This window comes from Myroides pelagicus (assembly GCF_009711055.1).
In the GTDB taxonomy this organism is placed as follows: Bacteria; Bacteroidota; Bacteroidia; order Flavobacteriales; family Flavobacteriaceae; genus Flavobacterium; species Flavobacterium pelagicum.
The window spans coordinates 64,678-78,216 of record NZ_WMJY01000010.1 but is presented as its reverse complement, the minus strand read 5'-3'; the positions used below and the strand labels follow the sequence as shown (position 1 = coordinate 78,216).

The window sequence follows — 13,539 nt, the reverse complement described above, 5'->3', positions numbered from 1 at the left end:
TTAATGTTATTCGTCTTTATGTAGACGGCGTATAAATAATTAAACGAACATTTAAGTTCCTTTAGTTTTGTATTAACCGAACTAACTTTATCTTTGTGCATATCCTTTTACTAAAAATAGCTATGCAACATAAATACAATCCAGCGCTAATAGACCTATTTCAAGACTATTGTGCACATCATGAGTTAGTATATCACTTTTCTCCGTTGACCGCGCAGATATATACTTATATCATGTTTAATAATAATAGAGATGGTGTGACTTTTGATGAATTAGTTGAAAAACTAAGTGCCAGTAAAAGTTCAGTATCAACTAGTTTGAATTTATTGATTTCAAATAACCAAATTGAACACTTCAATAAAATTGACGAAAGAAAAAGATTCTTTCGTCTTAATTCAAACTTTCTAACTATTCGATTACAATTGATTAGAGATTTATTAGAGAGAGAATACAATTTAAACCTTCGCATGGAGGACTTTTTAGAGTCGGGAGAGCTAAACGCACAGAACTGCGAACAGAAGATGAAACTATATTTAGACCATCTATATAAGAGCAAAAATCAGTTAACAGATACTATAGAAAAATTAAAAAGTACAAATTAAGTAATTCAATATGAAACGTTATTTCCATACAATCGTCCTAGCATCGCTTGCAATCACAGTTGGTTCTTGTGGTAAAAAAGAACAGCAAGCAGCTCATGGACCACTACCTTATAAGGTAGTACAAATTCCTACACAAACAGTAATTGGACACACAAACTATCCTACTACCCTACAAGGAAAAGTAACTAGTAATGTACGTGCTAAAATAGCTGGTTATATCCAAGAACAATATGTAGATGAAGGCTCTATCGTTAGAAAAGGGCAGCCATTGTTTCGCCTAGAAACAAATTCACTCAACGAGAATGCTGCTGCTGCTGCTGCTGGTGTCAAAGCTGCAGAAGCTCAAGTGAATGTAGCTCAAGTAAACTACGACAAGTTAGTTCCCTTGGTAAATAAAGGAATTATCAGTAAAATTCAATTAGACACAGCAGAAGCGACATTGAATAGCGCAAAAAGTCAATTAGCTAATGCTAAAGCACAACACCAAAGCATCATAGCCAACATCAATTATGCGGTGATTAAAAGTCCGATAGATGGTATCGTAGGTGCGATTCCTTTCCGTATTGGTTCTTTAGTTAGCCCAAGTGATCCACAACCTTTAACAGTTGTTTCAGACAACAGTGAGATGTTTGCCTATTTCTCGATGAATGAAAAAGAATATTTCAATTTCTTAGAGAAAATAGAAGGCAAAACAATTAGTGAAAAACTAAAACACCTACCTGAAGTAAAATTAGTATTGGCTAATGGTAAAACATATGCAAACGCAGGTACTATAGAAACAATGACAGGACAAGTAAACCAAGCTACGGGTACAATCCAAGTAAGAGCTTCTTTTCCAAATGCTGAAAGTATTTTAAGCAATGGAAACAGTGGAACAATCCAATTGCCAGTAGAATACAAAGACGTTGTAGTTGTACCCGAGTCAGCAACCTTCGAACAACAAGGTCAAGTATACGTTTATCGCGTAGTAAACGATACTGCCAAAGCAGCTAAAATCGAAGTAGTTGACCGAGTTAATAAACTAGCAATTGTAAAAGACGGTGTTGAAAAAGGTGAAACTATCGTAGGTACTGGATTAGGAACACTACGTAATGGCTCTGCCATCACACCTGCTAAAGTTGATTTCAACGCAATTAATGACGCAATCAAAACAACATTCTAAAATATGTTAAAGACATTTATTGAAAGACCTGTATTATCTACAGTAATTTCTATCCTTATAGTTATACTTGGAGTGCTTGGGCTATCAGCACTCCCAGTAACGCAATACCCTGATATTGCACCGCCGACGGTACAAATCGCGGCAAGCTACCCTGGAGCGAATGCTGAGACAGTAATGCAATCAGTTATTATCCCTATTGAAGAACAAGTGAATGGGGTAGAGAACATGGACTACATTACTTCTACGGCTAGTAACGATGGTAGTGCTAGTATCCAAGTCATTTTTAAACAAGGAGTTGACCCAGACATTGCCGCTGTAAACGTGCAAAACCGTGTGGCTCGTGCTACTCCCCTACTTCCTGCCGAAGTAACGCGCTCAGGGGTAACAACACAAAAGCAACAAACTAGTGCTTTAATGTTCTTGTCATTTTATTCGACAAACCCTGACTATGATGCTATATTCATTCAAAACTACATGAATATCAACATCATTCCAGAACTTAAACGTGTAACAGGAGTTGGAGATGCTCAAGCTTTTGGTTCTAGAACATATTCAATGCGTATATGGATTGATCCCGCAAAAATGAAAGCGTATGGATTAGTACCTTCTGACGTAGTACGCGTACTAAATGAACAAAGTATGGAAGCTGCTGCGGGTCAGCTTGGTGAGAATAATGCACAAGCATTCCAATACGTAATTAAGTATAGTGGTAAATATAAAACCAAAGAACAATACGATAATATTGTCGTAAAATCTTTGGGTAATGGACAAATATTAAGATTAAAAGACGTTGCTAAAATTGAATTAGGATCAATGTCTTATGTAGGTAATTCAGAATTAAATGGAAACCCTGCTGTAGCTATGGCAGTATACCAAACTCCTGGATCAAACGCTCAGGAAATCATTCAAAACCTACACGAGATTTTAGAAAAGATGAGTACTAGTCTTCCAGAAGGAATGCACTATAAAGTATTGATGGATACAAACGAATTCCTAGATGCGTCTATCAGCAAAGTAGTGCATACATTGATTGAAGCATTCATCTTAGTATTCGTAGTGGTTTATATCTTCTTACAAGACTTTAGATCAACATTAATTCCATTAATTGCGGTACCAGTTGCTATTATTGGTACGTTCTTCTTCTTGAGTGTCTTCGGATTCTCATTGAACTTACTTACACTATTTGCCCTCGTACTCGCCATCGGTATTGTGGTAGATGATGCCATCGTAGTTGTAGAGGCAGTACACGCCAAGATGGAGGAAACAGGAGAAGACGCGAAGCAAGCAAGTATTAGTACTATGGGAGAAATCTCTGGTGCCATTATATCGATTACTTTAGTAATGGCAGCTGTGTTTATTCCAGTTACATTTATTAGTGGACCTACTGGAGTATTCTATAAGCAGTTTGGTATTACCTTAATTGTTGCAATCTTAATTTCAGCAATTAACGCCTTAACGTTGAGTCCAGCTTTATGTGCTATTTTCTTGAAACAACACGATAGCCATGAAGGTAAGAAACGCAACTTTGTTCAACGCTTCTTTGATGCTTTTAACGTTGCTTTCAACAACCTAACACACCGTTACGGTAACTCGTTTAAATTCTTATTAAAGCACAAATGGGTAACTTTTATAATCTTACTTGGATGTTTAGGAATTACTTATTATTCAGCTAAAACAATGCCAACAGGTTTCGTACCAAACGAAGACCGTGGATTCATCATGGGTAATATTGAGTTACCTGCAGGAGCTTCTCAAGATCGTGTAACAAGCTTACAAAAAGAATTCTCTACCATTGTGGAGCAAATCCCAGGTGTTGATGCAGTTACTGTAGTTTCAGGATTCTCATTCATCAATGGACAAGGATCAAACTACGGTATGGCCATGATTAAATTGAAAGACTTTGAAGAAAGAAAAACAGATGAATTAGCAACTGATGCTATTATTGGTAAATTATTTGGTCTAGCAGCAACTCAATTTCAAGATGCTCGTATGATCTTCTTCCAACCACCAAGTATACCAGGTTTTGGTATGTCTTCAGGTTTTGAAATGAAGTTATTAGACCGAAGTGGTGGGGCACTTACTGATTTTGATCAAAAGTCAAAAGAATTTGTAGGAGAATTAATGAAACGTCCTGAGATTATGTATGCTCAGTCATCATTCAACACAAACTTCGCTCAGTATGAATTAGAGTTAAATATACCACGCGCAAAAGAATCTGGTGTATTAGTAGGAGATATTTTCTCTGCATTACAAGGATACATTGGAGGTATTTACGCAGCCGACTTCACGCGTTTTGGTAAACAATACCGTGTAATGGTTCAGGCTCTTCCAGAATACCGCTCAGACAAAAATAGCTTAAATGAAATTTATGTAAGAACCGCTTCTGGAGAAATGACACCTGTAACACAGTTTGTTGATTTGAAAAAAGTATATGGACCACAATCTGTAAACAGATACAACCTATTTACTTCTTCTAACATTCAAGGAGCACCAAAACCTGGATATAGTTCAGGTGATGCAATTCGCGCAGTACAAGAAGTAGCTAAAGAAAAATTGACTACAAGTCACAGTATCGACTTTACTGGTTTATCACGTGAGGAAATTAATGCAGGTAATCAAACAGTAATGATTTTTGCACTTTGTGTAATCTTCGTTTACTTCTTACTTTCAGCACAATACGAAAGCTACTTATTGCCTTTAGCAGTAATTCTATCTTTACCAACTGGAGTAATGGGAGCTTTCTTTGCTCAGAATATAGCGGGGTTGGAAAACAACATCTACTTCCAGATTGCCCTGGTGATGCTCGTTGGACTACTCGCGAAAAATGCCATTCTGATTGTAGAGTTCGCTGTACAAAGAAGACATCACGGTGAGTCGATTATAGATTCAGCAATTAATGGAGCGAAAGCACGTTTAAGACCTATTTTAATGACATCATTTGCCTTCATTTTAGGACTTATGCCATTAGTCTTTGCACAAGGTGTTGGAGACGTAGGTAACCGTTCTATCGGTACAGGAGCAGCATTTGGTTTATTAATCGGTACAATTATCGGTGTGTTCGTAATACCAGTTTTATATGCAATCTTCCAGTATCTTCAAGAAAAAGTGAAACCTATTAAGTTTGAAGAAAAAACGCATTAAGAAATGAAAAGACAAATTTTATATAGAGTTATACCTATTGCTATTTTAGGATTGACAATGCAATCTTGTTTTGTCGCTAAAAAGTACGATAGACCAGAGGTAATCGACGAGCAATACTTCAGAACAGACAATATATCTCAAGATACTCTTTCTATGGCCAACGTGTCATGGAAAGAGCTATTCTCTGATGATATTTTAAAACAATACATTGACAAAGCTTTAGAGAACAACTTAGATATCCGTATAGCTTTAGAGAACATGAATGCTGCACAAGCATATATGCAGCAAGGGAAATGGGGATATGCTCCTACATTAAATTTAGGAACTAACTACACACATTCAGTTGTTTCTAAAAACGGACCACAAGGCATCATGGCTGGAAATACTCGTGTGAAAACTGACTTATACGATGTGACTGGACAATTCTCATGGGAGTTAGATGTCTGGGGGAAAATCAGAAGTGGAAAACGCGCTAGCTCGGCTAGTTATTTACAATCTGTTGCCGCTCATCAAACAGTAAAAACACAGTTAATCTCAACTGTTGCAAGTACCTATTTTCAATTATTAGCACTTGATCAACAAAAAGCAATTACTGAGCAAACCATTGCCAACAGAGAAAAAAGTGTAGAAACTATCGAAGCTTTAAAAGAAGCAGGGCAAGTAAATGAAGTTGCTGTAAAGCAAACACAAGCACAATTGTACAATGCACAAGCCTTATTAGTTGATATCAATAATAGTATTAAACTTACAGAAAATACTTTTAGTATTTTACTAGGTGATTCGCCTACAGAAATTGAAAGAGGTAAACTTGCAGGGCAAAACATCAATGCAGAATTAACAATTGGTGTTCCTTATCAACTATTGAGCAATAGACCAGATGTAAGAGCAGCTGAATATGGATTAGTTAATGCATTTGAAATGACTAATGTAGCACGTAGTAACTTCTACCCTTCTTTCAGAATTACAGCTAATGGAGGTCTACAAAGCTTACAATTTGACGATTTGTTTAATACAAACTCTTTATTCGCTAATATTATTGGTGGATTAACGCAACCTCTATTAAATGGAAGACAAATAAGAACTCAACATCAAGTTGCACAAGCAAATCAAGAGAAAGCTTATTTAAACTATAAAAAATCTGTATTAAACGCTTCTAAAGAAGTTTCAGATGCTTTATACAACTATGAGAGTGCTAAAGAAAAATTAGTGCTTAAAGAACAAGAATATAAATCATACCAACTAGCTACTGATTATTCAGAAGAACTACTAGTACAAGGTTTAGCAACTTATCTTGATGTTCTTACAGCAAGAGAAAGAGCCTTAGCGGCAGAGATTGTCTATATCAATACTGAAGTAGCACAACTGAATGCCTTAGTTTCTTTATATAGAGCTGTTGGTGGTGGAGTTAAATAACGCCTATAGTTAATTGTTTATTCGATAATTATTTTAGAGTGGTTGAAAATTTATCAACCACTCTTTTTTTATCTTTGTTTTTATGAATTTATCTCACCACATACTACCCTTTCTTTTCCCAACTTATACTTGGCTGAGAAAAACAAAAGACAAAAAAGTTTATCTAACTTTTGATGATGGTCCCATTCCCGAAATAACAGAATGGGTATTAGATACACTAGCTCAATATCAAATAAAAGCAACGTTTTTTTGTATAGGTGATAATATTCGAAAACATCCTACAATATTTCAACGCATCGTAAAGGAAGGACACCAAATTGGCAACCATACTTTCAATCATTTAAATGGATGGAAAACTCCTACAGAGGTGTACTTAGATAATATTATGCTATGCGAAGAACAAATAGCACTCCATTCTCCTACTAAGACCTTTTTACTTAGACCTCCTTATGGTAAGATAACCAGAAAGCAAGCAAAAGAATTACAACACAAAGGCTATGAAATAATTATGTGGCACAATGTTACAAAAGATTATGATCAAACAATCACACCCAAACAATGCCTTGTACGTGGATTAAAAAATATTAAAAAGGGAAGTATTATCGTTTTTCACGATAGCATTAAAGCGCAAAAAAATCTACAAACTAGTTTGCCTCAATTAATCGAATCAATATTAGCTAAAGGATATCATTTCGATATTCTATAACAAAGAATGCATTACATTAATTAATGAATTAGCATCCATTACATCTGCTTGTCTCCAAATCATTGTACTATTCTTATACAATAACATCGTTGGAACTTGTTTAATACGCAACGCTTCTACTAGTTCTACATTCTTCTCTACAGCTATTTTCACTATCTGGATACGGTCTCCCATCGCAGCAGCAACATCATACAACACTGGTTCCATTTTATCACATCCTTCATTCCATTTAGCATGAAAGTAAATGAGTACCGGCACCTCTTTTTCAACTAAATCCCCAAATTTTGACATAAACTTCTGTTTTTATTATTTGTCTGTTTTTAATTTATCTAGATATACAAAAATATATTTTTTATTGCGAAAAATTACTTTTTTAATCGTAATTCTATAACCGTAATTTCAGGCCATATACCTGTACGTCCCTTATAAGCATGATAACCAAAACCTCTGTTCACATATAAATATTTTCCCATTTGCTCATATAGTCCAGCCCACTGCTTATAGATGTATTGTACTGGACTCCAACGCAAAAAGCCTGGAATCTCGATACCAAACTGAGAACCATGAGTATGCCCTGATAAAGTCAACTGAAATTGCTTAGGATGTTCTAATACTTTTGCTTCCCAATGAGAAGGGTCATGGCTCATTAAAATCTTAAAGTCTGAAGCTCCTACCCCTTCTGTTGCAGCATCTAGATTACCATATTTCATAAACTTACCATTAGTTCCCCAGTTTTCAACACCGACAATACAAATACTTTGACCTTCTTTAGTTAAGCGAACATGTTCATTTCTGAGTAATTGAAAGCCCATCTGATCGCTTAAATTACAAATCGCCTTAAAGTTTTCCTCTTCTAATTCTTTCGTTTCCCAACGAGCATAAGTTCCATAATCGTGATTGCCCAATATAGAGAATTTACCAAATGTATGAGGTCGTATATTTTGAAATGTTGATAACCAAGGATTCATTTCACTTGCTACGCTATTAACCAGGTCTCCTGTAAACAAAAGAGCATCTGATCGCTGGCTATTTATCAGGTCAACAGCATGCTGTAGCTTTTCTAAATTATCAAAACTTCCGCAGTGAATATCGGATAACTGAGTAAATCGAAAACCATCAAAAGCTACTGGTAAGTCTTCAAACTCAATGATATGCTCATAAACCTGAAAGCGATAACGACCAATAGTAATTCCATGTAACACGGAAATAAAAGGTATAGAAGCAATCCCTAAAGCTATATTAGATACAAACTTTCTTCTACTCGGCAAGAAGCCGTCTTCATCACTCTTTAGCTTTTTTGAAGGATCCTTTATATTCCAATTGATATACTCTCGCTTAAGATAACTACTCACCCCTAGCACAATGCGTACGATATCCTCACATAGCAGTAAAACTGTGATTATCAACTTAGGTAAATACAATAGTAAAACCAGTGCTCCTGACCACAGAGACCAATGCATATCTGGTGTCTTGGGATCAAATGTTGAGAAGCCATACGCGATGAAAACAACAAGTAGTACGGAAACGATAATATAAATCAGTCGTGTAGAAAATCGCTTAAAATATAACTTGAATGCCTGATAGCTATAAAATTCAATAAATAATAATACAATTCCTAATAGTAAAAATCTCAACATCTGTTCGTGCATTTACTTCAAATGTAGCTTTTTGAAATAGTCTAATAAAGACCTTTAACACAATTTAATACCCTTTTTACCACGGACTTATTAGAATACAATTTTCAAACCCTTGCGCAAATTATGTATCTTTGAATTCTTAAAATAAAAAAATAAAATCAACTTCCTATGGAAACTAAACAACGTCTATTTCTTCTAGATGCTTATGCCTTAATCTTTAGAGGGTATTACGCTTTTATTAAAAATCCTCGAATTAACTCTAAAGGTCTAGACACATCTGCAGTATTAGGTTTTATGAATTCACTCTTAGAAGTAATTAAAAAAGAGAAACCAGATCATTTAGCCGTTGCCTTTGACAAAGGAGGAAGTAAAGATCGATTGGAATTATTTCCTGCGTACAAAGCTAATCGCGATGAAACACCTGAGGCTATAAAAATAGCCGTTCCCTATATCAAAGAGATTTTGAATGCTATGCACATTCCTATTATTGAAGAAAGTGGTTATGAAGCAGATGACTTAATTGGAACACTATCAAAACAAGCTGAAAAAGAAAACTTCACCGTATACATGGTTACACCTGATAAAGATTACGCGCAATTAGTATCAGAAAACATCTTTATGTACAAACCTGCACGTATGGGTAATGGAGTAGAAATATGGGGAGTTAATGAGGTTAAAGAAAAATTCGAGATAGAGGATCCCTTACAAGTAATTGATTTCCTTGGAATGATGGGAGACTCAGTGGACAACATTCCTGGACTTCCTGGAGTTGGAGAAAAAACAGCCAAAAAATTCTTGAAAGAATATGGTAGTTTAGAAAATCTTTTAGCGAATACACATGAGCTTAAAGGAAAAATGAAGGAGAAGATAGAAGAAAACAAAGCACAAGGATTACTATCTAAGCAATTAGCGACGATCATGCTTGATTGCCCCGTTACATTTAACGCTAAGCAATTTGAACTAGAACGTCCTGATATCGAAAAGTCAGAAGCTCTATTCATTGAATTAGAGTTTAGACGTATGAAAGAGCAATTCGACAAAATATTTAATGTAGACAATGTTGCGCCTGGGAATAATACAAGTACGACACCTGTATCAGCTACACCTACAAAACCTACCAGTACGGACGATCAGTTTTCGTTATTTGGCGAGGCAAATAATGATATTTCCACAGAGACTCCCTATTTTTGTAATTTGAATACAACCACTCATGTGTATCAAATTTGCGATAGCAAAATGAGTATCCGTTTATTGATTCAAAACTTACTACAACAACACAGCGTGTGCTTTGACACAGAGACTACAGGAATAGATGCTCTTAACGCAGAGCTAGTAGGAATAGCTTTTTCTTATCAGAAAGGAGCTGCATTCTACGTACCTTTCCCTGAAGACAAAACAGAAGCACAAGAAGTAATTGACTTATTCAAACCCTTCTTTGAAGCTGAACAGATTGAAAAAATAGGCCAAAACCTAAAATACGATATCAAAGTATTAAAGCAATATAATGTTGCTGTAAAAGGACCTTTATTTGATACCATGATTGCGCATTACTTAATCAATCCAGATATGCGCCACAACATGGATATACTAGCTGAAACTTACCTGAAGTACTCTCCTCAGCCAATTGAAGAACTAATTGGCAAAAAAGGAAAGAATCAAAAAAGTATGCGTGATATCGACCCTACACTTGTAAAAGAATATGCAGGAGAAGACGCCGACATAACATATCAACTAAAAGAATGCTTCGAACCACAACTCCAAGCAACAAATACAATTGATTTATTCAAAAACATTGAAGTTCCACTAGTATCTGTACTTGCTGATATGGAGAGTGAAGGTATTCGCTTAGACATCGACTTCTTAGCATCACTTTCAAGTACATTAAATCAAGACATCAAACAATTAGAAAAAAATATCTACACTGAAGCCGGAGAAGAATTCAACCTAGCCTCTCCAAAACAATTAGGTGATATTTTATTCGAAAAACTTAAAATAGGAGGAAGTAAACCTAAAAAAACAAAAACAGGACAATATGCAACAGGCGAAGAAATCCTAAGTGACCTAGCGCCAAAACACACAGTAGTACAAGATATTTTAGATTGGAGACAACTGATCAAGTTGCAAAATACCTATGTTGATGCATTACCTAAACAGGTTGACCCAAAGACGAATCGTGTACATACAGAGTACATGCAGGCTGTAGCTGCTACTGGACGTCTGAGTTCAAATAATCCAAACTTACAAAACATACCAATTCGCACCGAACGTGGTCGATCAGTGAGAAAAGCTTTTATTGCTAGAGATGAAAATTTTGTCATCATGGCTGCCGATTACTCACAAATTGAATTGAGAATTATCGCGGCACTTAGTCAAGAACCAAACATGATTGAATCATTTAAAAACGGAGAGGATATCCACCGCTCTACAGCTGCCAAGGTATTTAATGTACCTTTAAATGAGGTAACCAAAGAACAACGTAGCCACGCCAAGACCGTGAACTTTGGAATTATCTATGGTGTATCTGCTTTTGGATTAAGCAATCAAACCAATCTAAGTCGCTCTGAAAGTAAAGAATTAATTGACACCTATTATGCTACATACCCTAGACTCAAAGATTATATTGCAAAGCAAATAGACTTCGCTAGAGAAAATGGTTACGTACAAACAATATTAGGAAGAAGGAGATATTTAAAAGACATTAACTCTCACAATGCAGTTGTGAAAAGTGCAGCCGAACGAAATGCCGTTAATGCTCCTATACAAGGTAGCGCTGCAGATATTATCAAAATTGCAATGATTAATATTCATAAAAAACTAACATCGGAAAACTGGAAATCAAAACTATTGCTTCAGGTACATGATGAGCTGGTATTTGACGCACATAAAGAAGAACTAGACAACTTAAAAACGATGGTCAAAGAGCAAATGGAAAGTGCTTTCACTCTGAGTGTTCCTTTAATCGTTGATTTAGGCATAGGAGAAAATTGGCTAGAAGCCCATTAAAACAACAAGGCGGTTTGTATTAATTTACAAGCTGCCTTGTTACTTCAACTTATCTCGATACTTAAAACCGACTTACTTTATCAACGTCAAAAATTGACTATAAAACTATCAAAAACTTACCTTTACTCAGATTTTACAAGGCTTCACCAAATAAAATATAATTTCCTATAAGGATAAAACTATTTTTACACCAATAAAAAACCAAAGTCCTAATTGTTTGATTAGGATATTCCTAAACTTTTCCCAAAAAAAGGAGTTGCTCTCGCTACTCCTTTTTTTATTTATACGCACTAGTAAATCAATACAAACCTACTTATAGTCTACAATCGCCTTATTAGTAAAAACCAACCCCGTATTGCTATTATCTCAAAATGAATGAGTATTGATTAGGATATGGTCGGGATATTTTTACAAAAAAAGCCCCGATCATATCCCGACCATACAAAAACAATAATGTTTCGTCCTACTATAGCTGTACAGTTTTAGTTTATAATCCGACTATTTACTGTACACTTTTTTAAGACACCCCTTTGGGGTGCTGTATGTTTACATCATAGCCGATAGCGTTTACATATTACCTTCAAACAAAGGCTAGATAATAAATTATCCAGTCACTATCTACATATAGCTTGGTTGAATATAGACCGATACTCCCATATATACTGTCTAATCTTTATTTTGACAATGGTCCAATGTAGAAAAAAAGTCACAATGAAACAATATGGTGTAAAACAAAAAGATAATTCAATAATAATCTCGTAAACACAAATAACAATAACAAGCACGCACTGTACTCAAGCAGATTGCATAAAGGATTTTAAGTATCTCATCTTTTAAAAAATGTTATTTCATTGTGAACACTTCTTTAGAAAAAAACATCTAAAGCTAGACAACAATCATTTTATCCTATATTTGTCACGTATAAATTGTAAAGCAAACAAAATGAAGAAACTTCTGGGACGAATAATGTTAGGAGTAACCGGTTGGAAACTAAATACAAATGGCATTTCTATAGATGAAGCAAAAAAAACAGTCTTAATCTGTGTCCCACATACATCAAATTGGGATTTTTACTATAGCCTTGCTTGCTTTTGGATCATGGGAGTACCGTTCAAAATGTTTATAAAAGATTACTATACTAAATCTTGGTTTGGATTTTTTTTCAAAGCATTAGGCTGCATAGGAGTCGATCGTACAAAAAGACAAAATCTAGTGGCTTATGCCGTGGACATAATTAATGAGGCGGACAAGATAGCAATTGTCAATACACCAGAAGGTACCCGTTCCTTTTCAGAGAAGTGGAAACAAGGATTTTATCAAATAGCAAAACAAGCAGATGTTCCAATCGCATTATGTTATGCAGACTATCGAAAGAAAGAGTGTGGGATCTTCGCACTAATGTCTTTACGCGATTTAAGTTTCGAAGAAGCTTTAGATAAAATCAGTCCTTATTACTATCCTGAGATGGCAAAGTATCCCGAGAACTACAATCCAAAATTGTATTAAGTAAAATCACTATTAGACAATGTCTATTATTTAAACAGAAAGATAAAAATGCTAAAGCTTCACTGCTTTAGCATTTACTGTTTTAAGACACTGTACAAACTAAATAATATAGACGATTTAGGGCAATATAGCTCAGTAACAACGGATAGAGATACAAGAAGAATATCAACAAACGCAACAACGTATTCCGACAGGTGTACAATTAAAAAAGAAAACAATCACACAAAAGACAAAAAGCGAAAATTTGTATTAAGTAATTTAATTTTAGTGAATTGAAACCCAAAAAAGGCGACTAAATAATACACAACCAAATACAGATAAAAATACCCAAATAACGACCTAAAATAAAACAGAGACAGTTGTAGCTCA

General features: G+C 35.2%; 9 protein-coding genes. 7 read left to right on the top strand and 2 right to left on the bottom strand.

All coding sequences use genetic code 11. From position 1 onward, the window contains the following. Nucleotides 1–122: 122 nt before the first annotated feature. The 5 genes from GJV77_RS06290 (at nt 123) to GJV77_RS06270 (ending at nt 7,024) form a co-directional block, all read left to right on the top strand. Nucleotides 123–602, top strand: a complete 480-nt coding sequence (locus tag GJV77_RS06290) for a transcriptional regulator (RefSeq protein ID WP_155035533.1) — start codon at nt 123–125, stop codon at nt 600–602. 10 nt (nt 603–612) lie between these two features. Further along, nucleotides 613–1,764, top strand: coding sequence for an efflux RND transporter periplasmic adaptor subunit (locus GJV77_RS06285; protein ID WP_155035532.1), 1,152 nt, complete (start codon nt 613–615; stop codon nt 1,762–1,764). Between the two features lie 3 nt (nt 1,765–1,767). Further along, nucleotides 1,768–4,905, top strand: coding sequence for an efflux RND transporter permease subunit (locus GJV77_RS06280; protein WP_155035531.1), 3,138 nt, complete (start codon nt 1,768–1,770; stop codon nt 4,903–4,905). A gap of 3 nt (nt 4,906–4,908) precedes the next feature. After that, nucleotides 4,909–6,318 carry an efflux transporter outer membrane subunit gene (locus tag GJV77_RS06275; protein ID WP_155035530.1) on the top strand — a complete coding sequence of 470 codons (1,410 nt, stop codon included), beginning with the start codon at nt 4,909–4,911 and terminating at the stop codon, nt 6,316–6,318. A gap of 82 nt (nt 6,319–6,400) precedes the next feature. After that, nucleotides 6,401–7,024 (top strand): polysaccharide deacetylase family protein, encoded by a 624-nt coding sequence (locus tag GJV77_RS06270; protein ID WP_155035529.1) that lies wholly within the window; start codon nt 6,401–6,403, stop codon nt 7,022–7,024. Here GJV77_RS06270 and GJV77_RS06265 read toward each other — a convergent pair. Next, entirely contained in the window at nt 7,019–7,315 is a 297-nt protein-coding gene (locus tag GJV77_RS06265) for a thioredoxin family protein (protein WP_155035528.1), read from the bottom strand. The two genes, GJV77_RS06270 and GJV77_RS06265, sit on opposite strands and share 6 nt — an antisense overlap. A gap of 74 nt (nt 7,316–7,389) precedes the next feature. Next, the gene (locus GJV77_RS06260) at nt 7,390–8,661 is read right to left on the bottom strand and encodes a metallophosphoesterase (RefSeq protein ID WP_155035527.1); all 1,272 of its coding nucleotides are present in this window, start codon (nt 8,659–8,661) and stop codon (nt 7,390–7,392) included. A gap of 168 nt (nt 8,662–8,829) precedes the next feature. On the opposite strand from GJV77_RS06260, the gene polA reads away from it, so the two are divergent. Next, nucleotides 8,830–11,664 carry a DNA polymerase I gene (polA, locus tag GJV77_RS06255; protein ID WP_155035526.1) on the top strand — a complete coding sequence of 945 codons (2,835 nt, stop codon included), beginning with the start codon at nt 8,830–8,832 and terminating at the stop codon, nt 11,662–11,664. A 942-nt stretch (nt 11,665–12,606) separates the two neighbouring features. Beyond that, nucleotides 12,607–13,170 (top strand): 1-acyl-sn-glycerol-3-phosphate acyltransferase, encoded by a 564-nt coding sequence (locus tag GJV77_RS06250; RefSeq protein WP_155035525.1) that lies wholly within the window; start codon nt 12,607–12,609, stop codon nt 13,168–13,170. The last annotated feature ends 369 nt before the right edge of the window (nt 13,171–13,539 follow it).